At 52.4% G+C, this 14804-nt stretch carries 15 protein-coding genes; 10 read left to right on the top strand and 5 right to left on the bottom strand.

Features of this window, described 5'->3' with window-relative positions; all coding sequences use genetic code 11:
- The first annotated feature begins 23 nt into the window (after positions 1-23).
- From MKY58_RS14275 to MKY58_RS14240, 8 genes are all read left to right on the top strand, one after another.
- The gene (locus tag MKY58_RS14275; protein WP_339320865.1) at positions 24-878 is read left to right on the top strand and encodes a YitT family protein; all 855 of its coding nucleotides are present in this window, start codon (positions 24-26) and stop codon (positions 876-878) included.
- A 221-nt stretch (positions 879-1099) separates the two neighbouring features.
- Entirely contained in the window at positions 1100-1429 is a 330-nt protein-coding gene (locus MKY58_RS14270; RefSeq protein WP_339325155.1) for a metal-sensitive transcriptional regulator, read from the top strand.
- A 187-nt stretch (positions 1430-1616) separates the two neighbouring features.
- A complete protein-coding gene (locus MKY58_RS14265) occupies positions 1617-4055 on the top strand; it encodes a heavy metal translocating P-type ATPase (RefSeq protein ID WP_339320864.1) in 2439 nt (812 codons plus the stop codon).
- 70 nt (positions 4056-4125) lie between these two features.
- Entirely contained in the window at positions 4126-4950 is an 825-nt protein-coding gene (locus MKY58_RS14260; RefSeq protein ID WP_339320863.1) for a hypothetical protein, read from the top strand.
- Between the two features lie 33 nt (positions 4951-4983).
- On the top strand, positions 4984-5643 hold the full coding sequence (locus tag MKY58_RS14255) for a nitrite reductase (RefSeq protein WP_339320862.1): 660 nt from the start codon (positions 4984-4986) through the stop codon (positions 5641-5643).
- A 15-nt stretch (positions 5644-5658) separates the two neighbouring features.
- Positions 5659-5898, top strand: a complete 240-nt coding sequence (locus MKY58_RS14250; protein WP_036709358.1) for a glutaredoxin family protein — start codon at positions 5659-5661, stop codon at positions 5896-5898.
- Between the two features lie 499 nt (positions 5899-6397).
- Entirely contained in the window at positions 6398-7258 is an 861-nt protein-coding gene (gene erm / locus MKY58_RS14245; RefSeq protein WP_339320861.1) for a 23S ribosomal RNA methyltransferase Erm, read from the top strand.
- Between the two features lie 91 nt (positions 7259-7349).
- Positions 7350-8393 (top strand): acyl-CoA dehydrogenase, encoded by a 1044-nt coding sequence (locus MKY58_RS14240; RefSeq protein WP_339320860.1) that lies wholly within the window; start codon positions 7350-7352, stop codon positions 8391-8393.
- 63 nt (positions 8394-8456) lie between these two features.
- Here MKY58_RS14240 and MKY58_RS14235 read toward each other — a convergent pair whose 3' ends face one another.
- The 3 genes from MKY58_RS14235 to MKY58_RS14225 are packed head-to-tail and all read right to left on the bottom strand — an operon-like array spanning position 8457 to position 11387.
- Complete coding sequence (locus tag MKY58_RS14235; protein WP_339320859.1) at positions 8457-9332, bottom strand: TIGR03943 family protein; 876 nt, start codon at positions 9330-9332, stop codon at positions 8457-8459.
- Positions 9333-9352: 20 nt separating this feature from the next.
- Positions 9353-10345, bottom strand: a complete 993-nt coding sequence (locus MKY58_RS14230; protein ID WP_339320858.1) for a permease — start codon at positions 10343-10345, stop codon at positions 9353-9355.
- Between the two features lie 25 nt (positions 10346-10370).
- On the bottom strand, positions 10371-11387 hold the full coding sequence (locus MKY58_RS14225; protein WP_339320857.1) for a GTP-binding protein: 1017 nt from the start codon (positions 11385-11387) through the stop codon (positions 10371-10373).
- Positions 11388-11614: 227 nt separating this feature from the next.
- Here MKY58_RS14225 and MKY58_RS14220 point away from each other — a divergent pair, with 227 nt between their 5' ends.
- Positions 11615-12451 carry a metallophosphoesterase gene (locus MKY58_RS14220; RefSeq protein ID WP_339320856.1) on the top strand — a complete coding sequence of 279 codons (837 nt, stop codon included), beginning with the start codon at positions 11615-11617 and terminating at the stop codon, positions 12449-12451.
- A 159-nt stretch (positions 12452-12610) separates the two neighbouring features.
- Here the strand turns inward: MKY58_RS14220 and MKY58_RS14215 are convergent, their stop codons facing one another.
- Positions 12611-13723 carry a Ger(x)C family spore germination protein gene (locus MKY58_RS14215; RefSeq protein ID WP_339320855.1) on the bottom strand — a complete coding sequence of 371 codons (1113 nt, stop codon included), beginning with the start codon at positions 13721-13723 and terminating at the stop codon, positions 12611-12613.
- Positions 13713-14459: a GerAB/ArcD/ProY family transporter gene (locus MKY58_RS14210; protein WP_339320854.1), complete on the bottom strand. Its 747-nt coding sequence runs from the start codon at positions 14457-14459 to the stop codon at positions 13713-13715. The genes MKY58_RS14215 and MKY58_RS14210 overlap by 11 nt, the downstream gene beginning before the upstream one ends.
- On the opposite strand from MKY58_RS14210, the gene MKY58_RS14205 reads away from it, so the two are divergent.
- A complete protein-coding gene (locus MKY58_RS14205) occupies positions 14431-14799 on the top strand; it encodes a hypothetical protein (RefSeq protein ID WP_339320853.1) in 369 nt (122 codons plus the stop codon). The genes MKY58_RS14210 and MKY58_RS14205 overlap by 29 nt on opposite strands.
- The last annotated feature ends 5 nt before the right edge of the window (positions 14800-14804 follow it).

The raw sequence follows: 14804 nt of genomic DNA, 5'->3' as shown, positions 1-14804 counted from the left end.
CCAGTCTTGAAGGAGGGAAGATGATGCGCTCGAAGAATTCCGTTCGTTTCGGTTTACGCAGGAATGCGGTGATGCAGTCCGTCGTCGGCGGCATTGTCGCATCGGTCGGCCTGGAATTGTTTTTGCATCCCCATGACATGATTGCAGGCGGGATGACTGGCATTTCGGCACTCGTTTCGTTCCATACCGAAGGACATTTCGGAGTATTGCTGCTGCTGTTCAACCTTCCGCTTTTGCTGGTGTATGCGTTCATGGGAAAAACGTCCGCGCTTCGCCGCGTGTTGCCCGGATTGCTTGCGTTTTCGGGTTCTGCGCTTCTGCTTGCGCCCTTACCCGCGGTTAGCGGCGAACCGGTCGTTGCTGCGCTTGCTGGCGGGTTTTGTCTCGGCATCGGCGCCGGGCTTGCGGTTAAATCGGGGGGGCTGCTGGATTCGCTTGGACTGGAGAAAGGCGACCGGATCCGGCCAAGGATATTCGGATCGTCTGCTTCGTTCGGCCCGAAGCGCTTGTTCGTTTTGTGCCATGGAGCCGTTCTTGTCTTGGCAGGAGCGATGATGGGATGGGAACGAACCTTGTATTCGGCCCTTGCCTGCATCGCGGCTTACGAAACATCGGCCTTGATGTTGTGGGGCTTTCGGAAAACGGCCTGGGTCATGGCTTCAAAGCCGGATCGACTCCGCCATGAGGTGTGCCGGAGAATCAATATGGATGGCGAAGTTCTATCCGAAGAACGATATGGGGATGAGAACCGGAGGTTCGTTTTGAAATACAGCGTCCATGTTTTGGATATTCCCCGTTTTAAAGCGGCCATCCGACATTCGGATCCGAAAGCCGAAATTTTATGGATCAATCGGGCCGTCCGGGAGGTCAGGCGGTAAACCGAAGGATTATTGCGGTCACGGCAAAGAGCTCTGAAACGAGATTCAGGGTTCTTTGCTTTTTTTCACGCGATTTTCTCGCCCCTATTTGAAGCAAACGAGCTCTCACGCAAGAGCAGGCCAATATTTCGTCATGAAACGGTTTGTATCCGGCGGCATGCCGAGTATAATAGTATTATTAGGGTAAAGGAGGCGAATGCATGAATACGGTACCGGAAATGATGGATCCAAACACGAACGAAAAAGCCGAAGCGTGCTCCGGAGACCATTCGGAGCGGAAAAGCCATCATTCGGATAAGGTGAAAAACAGCTTGATCAGCCGCCTGAACCGCATTGAAGGCCAGGTCCGCGGCATTAAAGGGTTGATTGAAAAAGATACGTATTGCGATGACGTTTTGAACCAAATTGCCTCCGTACAATCCGCTTTGAACGGCGTTGGAAAATTGCTGCTCGAACATCACATGAAAAGCTGCGTGGTTCAGCGGATTCAGGAAGGCGATCAGGATGTGCTCACGGAATTGATGACGACGATGAATAAATTAATCAAGTAAAAAAAGCATAAGCCGCCGCAAGGCGGCTTTTTACATGTTTCAAAAATAGGCTAGGGGGGTATTGTAAAAATGTATTGACTCAATATAGGGTGGTGGGGTATACTAAGGTCAAGAAAGGGAAACGACAACGAATGTAAATCAACGATTTTCAAATGGTTACACTAAACGTGATGCACGTAAGGGAGTGATGGTTTTGGAAGCAGCTCTTAAAAAGCAAAAACAGAAAACCGTACAAATAACCGGCATGACCTGCGCAGCCTGCGCCAACCGGATTGAAAAAGGCTTAAACAAAATGGAGGGCGTAGACTCCGCCAACGTCAATTTTGCGTTGGAACGGGCAACCGTAACCTACGATTCCGATAAGGTGAACGATGAGGCCATCGAAGCGACGATCAAAAAGCTGGGCTACGGAACCGTCAAGGAAGTCACCCGGTTCAAGCTCGAAGGCATGACCTGCGCCGCTTGCGCCAACCGGATCGAGAAAGGGCTGAACAAGATGCCCGGCGTAACGAACGCTTCCGTCAATTTTGCGCTGGAAACCGCTACGGTAGAATATTCGCCAGCCGAGGTTTCGGTCGCGGATATGCAGTCGAAAGTGAAGCAGCTCGGCTACAAAGCGGTCGCGCAAAGCGATGAGGAAGAACATGCGGATACCCGGGACCGGGCGGTCCGGAAGCAAAAACGAAAATTGATCGTTTCGGCCATTCTGTCGATCCCGCTGTTGTGGGCGATGGTTGCGCACTTTTCGTTTACATCTTGGATCTACCTGCCGGACCTGTTCATGAATCCGTGGTTTCAGTTGGTTTTGGCGACGCCGGTACAGTTTTACATCGGATGGCCGTTTTACGTCGGGGCGTATAAAGCGCTGCGCAACGGCAGTGCCAACATGGACGTCCTCGTTGCTTTGGGAACATCGGCCGCCTACTTCTACAGCCTGTACCTGACGATCGACTGGTACGCAAAGGGCGCCAACCTGCACCACGGTCCGAACATGTACTACGAAACAAGCGCCATTTTGATCACGCTCGTCATCATGGGTAAGCTGTTCGAGGTGCTTGCCAAAGGCCGGACGTCCGAAGCGATCAAATCGCTGATGGGGCTTCAGGCCAAAACCGCCCGGGTCATCCGCGACGGTCAGGAGATGACTCTCCCGGTTGAAGAAGTGATCGCAGGCGATATTGTGATGGTCCGTCCGGGCGAAAAAATCCCCGTCGACGGCAATGTCATCGAAGGCGAATCGTCCGTGGACGAATCGATGCTGACGGGCGAAAGCCTGCCTGTCGAGAAAAAATCCGGGGACGCCGTCATCGGCGCGACCCTGAACAAAAACGGCGTCCTGCGCGTTCAAGCCACCAAGGTCGGGAAAGAAACGGCTCTGGCCCAGATCATTAAGGTCGTGGAAGAAGCCCAAGGATCGAAAGCGCCGATCCAGCGGGTGGCGGACGTCATATCCGGCATTTTCGTTCCGATCGTCGTCGGCATCGCCATTGCGGCGTTCCTTGTCTGGTATTTCTTCGTGACGCCCGGCAATTTCGCCGAAGCGCTGGAAAAAGCGATCGCGATCCTGGTCATCGCATGTCCTTGCGCCCTTGGTCTCGCAACGCCGACATCGATTATGGCCGGTTCGGGACGTGCCGCAGAGCTGGGCATTCTCTTCAAGGGCGGCGAACATTTGGAGCAAACGCATAAAATCGACGCCATTATCCTGGATAAAACCGGTACGGTAACCAAAGGCAAACCGGAATTGACCGACGTTGCGGCCGAAGGCGACGAACAGGAATTTCTCCGGCTCGTCGGCGCCGCCGAGAAAAACTCGGAACATCCATTGGCAGAAGCGATCGTCGCAGGAATTCAGGAACGCGGCATTCAGCTGCCGGATACGCAATCGTTTGCAGCCATTCCGGGGTACGGCATCGAAGCGGAGGTCGAAGGCAAAAAACTGCTGGTCGGCACGCGCAGATTGATGGAAAAACACGGCGTAGAGGCTTCCCATGCTTACGCGTTGATGTCCCGCCTGGAGGAATCCGGCAAAACCGCGATGCTGGCCGCGATCGACAACCGCTATGCAGGTTTAGTTGCGGTTGCGGATACCATTAAGGAAACATCCAAAGAAGCGGTACAGCGCTTGAAAGACATGGGGATCGAAGTCATCATGATCACCGGCGACAACGAACGGACAGCCAAAGCCATCGCGGCGGAAGTCGGCATCGATCACGTCCGTGCCGAAGTCCTTCCGGAAGGAAAAGCCGAAGAGGTCAAAAAGCTGCAAGCCCAAGGCAAAAAAGTGGCGATGGTCGGCGACGGCATCAATGACGCTCCGGCGCTTGCGACGGCGGATATCGGCATGGCGATCGGCACAGGCACCGACGTTGCCATGGAAGCCGCGGACGTCACGCTGATGCGCGGAGATTTGTCCAGCATTCCGGACGCGATTTATATGAGCCGCAAAACGATGGGCAACATCAAGCAAAATCTGTTCTGGGCACTCGGGTACAATACGCTGGGCATTCCGGTGGCTGCTCTCGGCCTGCTTGCTCCTTGGATTGCGGGTGCGGCGATGGCGCTTAGTTCCGTGTCGGTCGTGCTGAACGCGCTCCGGCTGCAGCGGGTGAAAATCCGCCACTGATGTGCATAAGTCGTGATTCGCAGCGAGTTCCCATGATGCAAACCATCCGAATACAAAGGAGCGATTGAAGATGAGCGAACAACATGCCATGAATCATGAAAACAGCCGGCATCAGCAGCATGACCATCACGGCAACGGGGCGCATAAAAGTCATGGAGCCCATGGACATCAGCACGGCGGTCACGGCCATCACCAAAACATGGCAGGGCATTATAAGGCGCGCTTGGAGTTTCCGAACGGCGCGCCAAACGCAAGCGAGGAGACGGAGATCCAAATCGTAACGACGGATCGGGACGGGAATCCGATAAGCCGCTTCAAAGTAAGCCATGAAAAACAGATCCATTTGATCATCGTCAACCGGGACCTGTCGTTTTTTGCCCATATCCATCCCGAGTATGAAGGCCATGGGATATTCAGGGTCAGAACGACTTTCCCGGATGGCGGCAAATATAAATGGATCGTCGATTTTGTTACGGAGGACGACGCTGCCGTTAATTTGAGCGACTGGGTAGAGGTGAACGGCGCGCCTGCCGGTCACCGCAAGCTAGTGCCGGACAGCGAAAGGGTACGGGAAGTGAACGGCAGGGAGTTTGAGCTTTCGCTCAGCAGCGATCTTGCGCAAAGCGACACCGTGTTAACCTACACGGTCCGCGACGCGAATACAAAGAAGGGCATCGACGATCTGGAACCATACCTCGGCGCAGCCGGGCACGTGGTCATCTTATCGGCCGATGCGGAACAGTACCTTCACGTCCATCCCGTGGATGAAGGAGCCACGGGACCGGCGGCCGAATTCAAAACGATGTTCCCGCATCCGGGCATCTATAAAATCTGGGGGCAATTTCAACACAAAGGCGAAGTTTTGACGGTCCCTTTTGTCGTGGAAGCAAAATAAAAAAGAAGCGGATAGCAAGGGAGAGCAGCAAATATGATGGAGACGAAAGAAACGCCGGGGAAAACGAAAATCGCCGTATCCACGCCGATCCAAGTCGGCGGAAACGTCATTACGCCGGAGCAGCTTACGGTGATTGCATCGGCTGCAGGCCCGGATGCGCATATTGAAATCACGCCTTTCCGACAGATTTACGTTGAAATAGCGGCGGAGGAAAAAGAAAAGGTGACAGAGCAGCTGCAGCAGGCCGGACTGGAAGTGTGTCCCGCGGGAGCCGTCGTCAAGGGGTTGATCGCCTGCCAATTTTGCAAAGGGGCCGAAGACGCCGGGCTGGCGACGGCCCAAGCCATTCATCAAGCGATCGCCGGAATGGCGGCGCCGGTTCCGATCAAGGTTGCTTATGCCGGCTGCGCCCTTGGCACGAGCGAACCGCTGCTGAAAGACATCGGGGTCGTTAAAATGAAGGACACATTCAGCATTTATGTGGGCGGAGAGCCGAAAGGAATCAAAACCGCCATCGCCGAGCTGTTAGCGGAAGGACTGAAAGAAGAACAGATCATCCCGGCGATCATGAAGGTTATCGACTTCTATAAGTCCAATGCCAAGGGAAAAGAAAAATTCGCCAAGTTCGTCCGCCGCATGACGCTCGAAAAAATCCGGGAAGCCGCGGGATTTTCGGTATCACCAAACGCCTGATAGGAGTGAATGGAAATGGCAAAATCGGTCCAAATTTATACGATTTCCACGTGCAGCGACTGCCACCAAGCGAAGCGGTATTTTAAGGATCACCAGATCGATTTTATCGAATATAACTGCGAAGACAATCTAGAATATGCCGAGGAAGTAAGGAGACTCACCGGGATGCAGACGGTCCCGACGATCGTGATCGACGATCAGGTGTTTGTCGGGTTCGCCGACCATTTTAAAGAAATAACGGCATTGCTGGCTTAAGTCCGGAATGTTGTTCCGTTGGAAACGCGGCCGCTTTCCCCCGGATCGGGAGGGAACCGGCCGTATTTTATTTTTTAAACCGTTTTTTACGAACCCGCGGGTTTGACCGGACTGCATAAGAAATGATAAGATAGTGAAGAATTTTAACAAATCAGGAGGATTATTAAAAAATGACGCATTACATGAGACTTCGCATCCCAACTTTGAACCGTTAATTAAATACGTTCAAAGGCTCTGTTTTGTGAAACGGAGTAAACGGGATCAGTCTGTCCTTTTTTAATAATCTTCATTCCATATTCTTGAATATGAAATGCAAAGAAAGGCGGGTCGCTCTGCCTTTCTTTTTTTATGCATGCATTCCTTCTTTTTGGAACCAGAGGCAGGCCTTATTTGCTGACGGCTTCAATGGATCCGTCGTCCAAAAAGGACGGGGTGATATCCCTTTACTTCGAATCGCAGGCGGAAGCCCGTGATTTTCATGAAGAAGGGAAGATGCCTAATGATCTCGAAAAACGATAAAAGCAGAACAAACATATGCAGTTGGGAGACGCCTAATTTTTCCGGGCAGCATTTGCTGCATCACAAAAAAACGATTCAGGATATCGTAGATGCAGCCAACGTCGGCAAACAGGATACCGTATTGGATTTGGGCGCAGGAAAGGGAGCTTTGACGGCTATGTTGAACCAAAAGGCCGGAAGAGTTTTGGCCGTGGAAATCGATCGCAGGTTCGTCGAAATTTTGAAACGAAAAAACCTTCCCTATCCAAATACGAAAGTCATTCATGAAGACATTTTGAACATGCGGCTGCCCAAGGAACCCTTTACCGTCGTTTCGAATATTCCGTACTCTATTACGACGCCGATCTTGAAGAAACTTCTCAGCAAACCTTCGAGCGGATTCCAAAGAGGCGTGATCGTGATGGAAAAAGGCGCGGCCAAAAGATTTACGGCAAAAACGGCCAAAGATCCGTATATCGTCGCTTGGAAAATGTGGTTTGACATCCGGTACGTGAAAGATATTCCAAGACAAAGTTTCGCTCCGCCTCCCAAGGTGGATTCCGCTTTGGTGGCGATCAGCAGGAAAGCAAAGCCGATCGTGCCGATGAAGGACTATCCAATCTTTTGGGGAATGGCGGAACATATGCTGAAAAACCCGGGATTATCCGTCGATTTGGCATTGCGAGGCCTATTTACGGCCCCCCAAATCAAGCATGTCAAACGGAGTCTGGGGGCAAGAGGCGACCTGCCGGTGGCATCTTTATCCGAGCATCAATGGGGGATCGTTTTTGACTCGATGGTACGGCATGTTCCGAAGTTTCGATGGCCGAAGGCCAAAAAAGAGAAGTTCGGCTGTTTTTGAGGACGGGGGCTCCCCGTCTTTTTTTAACAGCTTCAAATTGGAGTTCATGGTAAAATAGAATAGATATCATTCATACGAAAGTGGTGGAAGCATGGGATTTACACAGCAAGAGATTAGCCGCATCCGCGAGCAATCGTACCGGATGGAGCAGGAAGGCGGCATGACGCCGGAAGCGCTTCAGTACATATATGATAAAAAGCTGTTTCATTTGTTCGTCGCGGATGATTTGGAGGGGAAAATGACACCGCTTCCGGAAGCGATCCGAATTTTTCAGGAATGCGCCCGCATTGACGGCAGCTTCGGCTGGCTTGTCACGATCGGAGCGGGCGGCGGTTATTTCGTGCCGTTCATGACGGACGAAATCGGCCGGAACGTGTACGCGAGACCCGATGCCGTCATTGCAGGCAGCGGCGCGACGACGGGGACGGCACGAAAGGTGGAGGGCGGTTACATCGTGAACGGGAGATGGAAATATTGCAGCGGTTCCATGTACGCCACGACCTTTACGGCGAATGCGGTGCTTGAGCGGGAGCAGGCGGCGGATTCCGGCGAAGCGCCGGAGATCGTTACCCTGATCATGCGTCCCGACCAGGTTCGAATCGAAAAGGATTGGAATACGTTCGGCCTGAAAGCGACTGGCAGCCACAGCATGATCGCGGAGGATGCTTTCGTTCCGGACGAAATGACGTTTTCGTTCACCGAGATCCGGTCCCATGAGGACGAGCTTTTGTACAAATATCCGTTTTTGCCGTTTGCGCAAACGTCGTTTGCCGGGGTTGCGATGGGGCTCGCGGATCATTTTCTGGAAGCGGCCGAATCCTACCTGCAAGCGCGGGGCAATGACCGCGTCCTAAGCGAATTGGAGGAGCAGAAAGAGGAATTCGCCCATCAAAAGGACGCCTTTTACAGAGTGCTGGACAAATCTTGGGAAGAGCTGGGGCAAAAAGGCAAACTGACGCCCGAAATGGAACAGCGAATCTCCATCGAATGCATCACGGCGGCCAAAGCTTCGGTTGGCTGCGGCCTGCGGCTGTTCCCGCTGCTGGGACTGGCGGCATGCATGGAGGACACGGAAATCAACCGCGCATGGCGGGATCTGCAGACGGCTTGCCAGCATGCGCTCCTAAGAGCTTAAAAAAACGGCGAAAGCCGTTTTTTTATTTTGTCCATCTTGATTGAAAGGCCATAAAAAAGCGAGTTACTTCTCCTTATTTACAAACTTTTGCAGCTCGTGCCAAGTTTCGACGGAATCGGCGCTGGTGTAGATATAAGGCGCGTCCGGCTGGGCGATCGGCGTGATGGAAGAAGCTTCGATCCGGATGAGTTCTTTTCCATCCTGCGGAACCACGCGGATTTTCCCCTGCACCTTCACCCAAGTATCTGTCGGGAGGTGCTGCTGCCGAACCGGATCGACCAGAATGCCCAAGGGAGTCGCATCCGCCGTGCAGCATTGGACGAGGAAACGGCTCACCGCGAACGGACCGGTGTCCTCGCCCGCTTGATCCCGGTACACGAAGCCGGATACGGCGATTTCCTTGCCTTCAAACTGTTTTTTGTACATGTCGATGGCGCCGAACGTCTCGGAGAAAATGGCGGGATAAACGGGGATAACCGGCAGTTCGTACAAAATCTTCGCAAGCTCCGTAAATTCTCGGGCATAAGGATCCTTCGATTCGAAGCGAACGGATTTTTCAGGCTCGACGGCGCTATAGGAAAAGGACATGCCCTTTTTTACGGCGGCGGCGCTCCCCAAGGCCCGGTCGGGAAGGACGAATCCGAGGAGGAGCGGGAACAGGAACAACCCGTATAAAGCGCCGCTTGCAAGAGGCGAAGCCGGCAGCCGGTGGTCGCAATTGCAAAGCATGGCGCTTTTGCCCAGCACGGCCTGGATGATCAGGCTAAGCGCCATCAAGCCCAGGGGGATCGGACACAGCTTGATCCAGCGCGCAAGCGCGGGGGCAACGTAATAAGAGAGCGCGTTTTCGTTCGTCAAATGCCATATATAATAGGCGAACGCCAGCAGAACCGCTGCCCGAAACAGGTAATGCAGGCGGATGCTTTTGGAATCGTTCACGGGACCACCTCCTCTGAAGCTTATAACCAGGGCGATAACAAAACGGAGCCAATAAACACGCAGGCGAAGATGAGGAAAAACAGGTACAGCGCAAATTTAGTTTTGAAAAGCGCCATCAGCATCATCGCGTTTTTAAAGTCAAGCATCGGCCCGAACACCATAAACGCAACGAGGGAGCCCGCCGGGAACGTATGCAAAAAGGTGGAAGCGACGAAAGCGTCCGAAGTCGAGCAGAGGGAAAGCGCAAAAGCCAGTCCCATCATGAACAGATAAGAACCCAGCGGCTGCCCGCCGATGGCGGCAAGGCTGTCCCTGACCATAAACGTCTGCAACGCCGCGGTGAGCAAACAGCCGATCAGAAGATATTTTCCCATTTCAAAAAACTCTTCCGACGTATGCACGAATACCGACGTCAATCTGCCTCCCCGTACGGCATGGGAGTGCGCCATATCGCCCGTTTCGCGTTGTGCCGACCAGCGCATGGGCGATTTTTTTATCGTACAATAGACGATCAGCCCGATCAGAAACGCTGCCGCGAAGGCCAGTCCCATCCGGGCGTAGGCCAATTCGGGGTGATTGCGGAAAGCCATGAAGGTTGCTCCGTATACGACCGGGTTTAGAATCGGCCCCGACAAAATGAACACGATCGCGACATAGACGGGCATGCCTTTTTGGATCAGGCGGCGCACGAGCGGAATCATGCCGCATTCGCAAACCGGGAACACGATCCCGAGCACGCACGCGAACAAGATGCCGGGAATCGCCCTTTTTGGAATCCAGCGGGAAATGACCTCATCGGGAACAAATACTTGAAGCAGGGAGGACAACAGCGCGCCGGCCAATATAAACGGCAAGGCCTCCAATAAAATGCCGATGAAACCCGTTTTGAACGTATGGACATATTCGTTGTTCAGCAGTCCTTGATATTCCGGCAGCCACATGACGACAAGGATGATCAGCAGGGCGGCAGGAAGAAGCAAGGGAATGATTTTCATGGGAGAAAGTGCGGTCATGGATCAAAGCTCCTTCCTGTCGGTTTTAACGGAATAATGCGGCCCATGTTTCTTTCAACTGCGTTTCGTTTAAATCCATGCCGATGCATACCAGATAGGGAGAACCGGGATAACGCGAATCCTCCCACGACGTGCGGCCTCCCGCATACTGAACGAGCCGGACCGGCCCGCCTTGATCCAAGGCGACGTGACCTTTTGCTCTCATGAGGCTGTCCCCCCAGCTTTGAAAAAAGGATTCCAAACACTCCCGGGACAACTTGCGCTCGGGGTATTGCCGAGGAAAAGTCAACGTGACCGTGCCGACGCGCGAAAACGATCCGGAGGTTTCCGAGGAGCCATGGCGGTGTCCGTCCGGATGCGCCGAGTGAACCTGCACAGGCTTGGAGATGGCGCCGGCGACCGTTGGGGCATGCGAATTCGATTTCTTGGGCGATATCCCTTGCAAAAGATCCGGCAGAGGAATCCGGCTGTACGTCGTAAACGTCAATTTGGCGGTCATGTTATGCTTTCGGACCATGTTTTCGATTTTGGCGAGCATGTCCCGGGATACCAGGTCGCTTTTGTTCACCGTGATGAGATCCGCCGTTTCCAGCTGTTTGCGAAGCGTTCGAACGAGCTGTTTATCCGCCGAAAACCGGCTGGCGTATTCAAGGGCGTTTTCTGCGTCCAGAAGCGTAATCGTATGATGCAGTTTCAAGCAATCCCTAAATTCCGGGCCGTGCAATGCCGTCTTGATTTCGTCCGGATCGGCGACCCCGGTAAGTTCGATATAGATCACGTCCGGCTGCTGATCCAGCAGGAGAGCGAGGCTGTCCGGAAGCTCGCTTTTGCGGCTGCAGCATACGCATCCGTCCAAAAGCTTCTCCACTTGTATGTCGGCATGCTCTTCCAGGATGGTGCCGTCGACGTCGCGTTTCCCCAGTTCGTTCATCAGGATGCCCGGTCGAAGGCCCCTTCGTTTGCTTTCTTGGATGAGGGACAGCAGCAGGGTCGTTTTGCCGCTTCCGAGAAAACCGCTGAGCAGGATGACGGGCGTTTGCATAAGCGTCCACCTCTTTCGATTCTATGAATATGACGGATCCATGGATCGGATGCAAAAAAATAGGTTCGTTTATTTATACGTAACGATTACGATTTAATGACTTGTTTCGCGGAGGCTTCCGTTGTCTTTTACAAACCATGGCCGTGAACTTAATGGACCCATAACACTTGGCCGGTAATATAGTGGGAAGAAATACTTGAACCTGATCAGCGGAGGGAGCGATCCATATGAGATTGGCATTGCTTGGGGATTTGCACTATCACGAGATCGACCGGTCGATTCCGGGGCTTGCGGAGGCCCGGGACGCGTTTTATCGGCATGTGCTGGATAAGTTTTTGAATTTGGATGCGGATTTGTACGTTTCGCTTGGAGACCTGACCAACTTTGGACTAACGTCGGAGTTGGAGGAGGTGTACGCGATGCTTCGCCGGCCCGATAAACCATTCGTCCACGTGCTCGGCAATCATGACCTCTACGGGCAAACGAGGGAGGACGTGCTGAAGATTACGGGACAGCAGCGTTATCACGTGCTCGATACCGAGGAAGCCATGCTGGTTTTTCTGGATACGGCCAAAGAATTGGATTTCAACGACTGGGGAGGGTGGCTTGATTTCGAACAGCTGGCATGGCTGGAAGACAAGGTTGAAGCGTCCGGGGAAAAGCCGCTGCTTGTGTTCGGCCATCATCCGGTATACCGAACGACGGCCGGTTCGGAGCGGGAAAAGGGCTCGATTCATCCGGGCATCGACATGTGGAACATCCTGAACCGCAAAAGAGGCATCGGCATTTATTTCAACGGCCATACGCACATGGATTCGATCGTGCAGCGGGACGACTGGTCATTCGTGCAAATGTCGGCCTGCCTGGATGAGCCGGGTTTTCGGATCGTGGAGATCGGGAACGAGGCGATCCGGATTTCGGCCGTGGATGTCGCCGGGCCGGAGGTTCTGGAAGCTGCGGCGGTGCTTCACCGGCATATGAAGCATTTTACTCCCAATCCGCATGCGCGGGGAACGGAAACAGACCGGGCGCTGACGGTTCCGGCATTAAGCAAGATGAAGTAATTGTAGCAAGAAGCGGGAAATCGAAACCGTTTGATGAAAGCAGCTCTTTCGGAAAAAATCATACAATTGCTTCGAAAGTTATACTTTCATATATCTTGAAAAAGCAGAGCCGAGGCTCTGCTTTTTTGGTAGTCAAAGGGCATGTATCGAAAAATTATTCTAATGCTGCAGCTTTCCGTAATCCTTGATGCGGACATGGACATGGACCGAAATATCCGCGTCCGCGTACACTTTCCTCCAATCCAGTCGATGCCATACGCCAACGGGAAGCGAATTGCGCACATATTGACCGATCCCGAGCGGATCGGTTTGTTTTTCCTGCAGCGTGCGGACCAAGGAACGGCATTTCGTTTGGATGGATTTCCGAATCTCTTCTTCCAGCTTGCGCTGCTCCGCTGGTTTTTTCATATCCAGGTCCCCGATATACTCGAGGAGCGAACCTTCAACCTTAATGTCTATGTCTACTTTCAATCGTTTTCCCTGCAACAGCTTGGATGAGGAGATGACATGAATTTTGCGGCGGCTTCTTAGAAATTGCAGGGAAGCTTGCTCGCCATCATCGTGATCTTCTTTCAAATTCAAATATAAATCGCCGGCATGAATGTTATGGTGAAGAAGCCCGAAAAACATCCGGTCGCTCGGCTCCACCTTCCCGACGTATTTGTCGTCTTTAAAAAGGGCGACGCCGTCGATGATCAAGCTTTCCTTTTGTTCCCTGATGATGTTGGTCACCGGATCGATTCCTTCGTCATAATAATCCCTTGAAAAAGTATATAGGTTGGAATCGGGGATATCGCCTGCTTTGGCTTCCGTCCGGATGAGCGTATCGATGTATTCGCCGGCCGTCGGTCCCTGCGGGTAGTCATTGCGAAGCAAGATATGGTAAGGGTCCTCCTCCGCGATAATGACGTGCATTCTGGAGCCGATCATGGGATCCCTGCGCAAGGAATCGAGGTGCTTCCAAATCCCTTCCTTGGCCAGTTTTTCCCCGAATAACACCTGCCTAAGCTGTCCGGTGACCAACCTCCGGTTGTTTTGCCGGTCAAAATGCGATTTTGCATCTTTATCGGACTTGGCGACGACGGAATATACGATGGCATCCTGGTGACTCGATTTCGGAATGCTGATCGTGACCCTCATGGAATCTTTTTGCTCACCAGACTCCTTATCATAGGCAATCGTTCGGATGAATCCGGATTTCTCCAAAATATGCTCGTCCGTGCAACCCGTCAGCACCACGAGAAGGACAAGGCAAACGAGCTTAACTTTCATTGTTCGGCACCTTTCCTTTCAGTTTGAGATATAGCAGCACGCAGATCAGCACCACCGGCACGACAAAAGCAATGTAAGTTTCTGTGTACAGCACTTTTCTTAAGAGCTGCTCCGATTGCCCCAAGTATTTGGGGATGTATCCGATAAAAAACACCATGGCCACGATCACGAACTCGAGCCGGTTCGGCTTTACTTTCGGACATGTCTGCTTGATCGCGGTCAGGGCGGCAAAACAGTACATGACCGTCACGATCAAATTGGCGAACACGAACATCGAGAACACGAGGTTTTCGATCCGGTTAATGAACGGCATTTCGATGAAATCCAGCAAATCGATGATGGGATATAAAAGCGACTCGATTTGATGAAAGCTGAAAAAGCCGAACGCAGTCAGTATGACGATTAACTGGGCAATGGTAATCACCCAGTGCCCGATGAACACGCCTTGAAACAATTTGCTCTTTTTGGTGACATGGGGAAACAGAAACATGCAGAGCTCGTAACCCATAAAAGTGGTGTACACTTCCATCCAGTTGCGAAATGAATGACCTTGGGATGCAAGCTGAAACAGATGCGGCGAAAACCGGACGATCTGCCAATCCTGGAACTGATACACGGTGAGCCCTACCGTCCATATGGTCATGAAGAAAAATACAGTCGCCGTTTTGCTGATATTGTAAATATTCTTGATCAAGAGGGCGAAGACCATGAAACAGAAAAGCAGGAATATAAACATCGGATTGGTCGTCTGGAACGACAGCATTTGGAATATAAGAAAAAAATTTTTTTCCGATGAAGGAAGCCGTAAATATCCAAAAAATGGCCAGCGCCCAATAGACCGGATACATGACCGCTTTGGGCAGCGCACTCTCCATGATTTGAAAAACGGAGGCGCCGCGGCCCATGCGGTATACCAGCCAATACAGAAAAATATTAAACGAAGCGATGACGGACAACGCCAAATAGCCGATCCATCCGTTCGTGCCGATATTTTCGACGATCAAGCGGGGGAGGCTGAACAGCGTGATGTTCATTTCGGTCATGAAAATGAGCAGGGTGATATGGAAAACGTTTAATTTTT

Source organism: Paenibacillus sp. FSL W8-0194 (assembly GCF_037969745.1).
In the GTDB taxonomy this organism is placed as follows: domain Bacteria; phylum Bacillota; class Bacilli; order Paenibacillales; family Paenibacillaceae; genus Paenibacillus_AQ; species Paenibacillus_AQ cookii.
This window is presented reverse-complemented; position numbering and strand designations above follow the sequence as displayed.